Origin of the sequence: Polaribacter sp. BAL334, assembly GCF_015767435.1 — a bacterium.
GTDB lineage: Bacteria > Bacteroidota > Bacteroidia > Flavobacteriales > Flavobacteriaceae > Polaribacter.
In genome coordinates this window covers 1-405 of sequence record NZ_JADWOV010000138.1, presented here as the reverse complement: position 1 = coordinate 405, position 405 = coordinate 1, and the positions used below count along the sequence as shown (strand labels likewise).

Genomic DNA, 405 nt, shown 5'->3' with positions numbered 1-405 from the left:
TTATTAGTCATTGGAGTTACAATTTGGTGGAATATAAAATCAGACACAGAGAAATCAAATTTAATGGTAAGCGCTCATCAATACGAAAAAGCCATTGAATATGACCAAAATAACAGCGATGCTTGGATGGAACGTTCAGTTTCCTATAATAAATCGGGAGATTTCAAACAAGGATTTGAATATCTTAACAAAGCAGTAGAACTAAATCCTACTTCACATTTAGGTTATAGAGCTTGGATAAGATTAAGAAAAATACGTGATTATGATAAAGCTCTTGCTGATTTTGACAGACTTGATAGTCTAACACCAAATTTTGTAGACGCACCTTGGGGAGAAAATATTGATTTTTTGCGAGGCGAATGTTATTTCGGAATAAAAGACTATCGAAAAGCGATAGACTTATTT

The 405-nt window shown here is 33.1% G+C and carries 1 protein-coding gene; it reads left to right on the top strand.

What is annotated here, in order from left to right:
• Positions 1–405 (top strand): tetratricopeptide repeat protein (locus IU405_RS00720; RefSeq protein ID WP_197436734.1); only part of this gene is annotated, 405 nt, incomplete at both ends.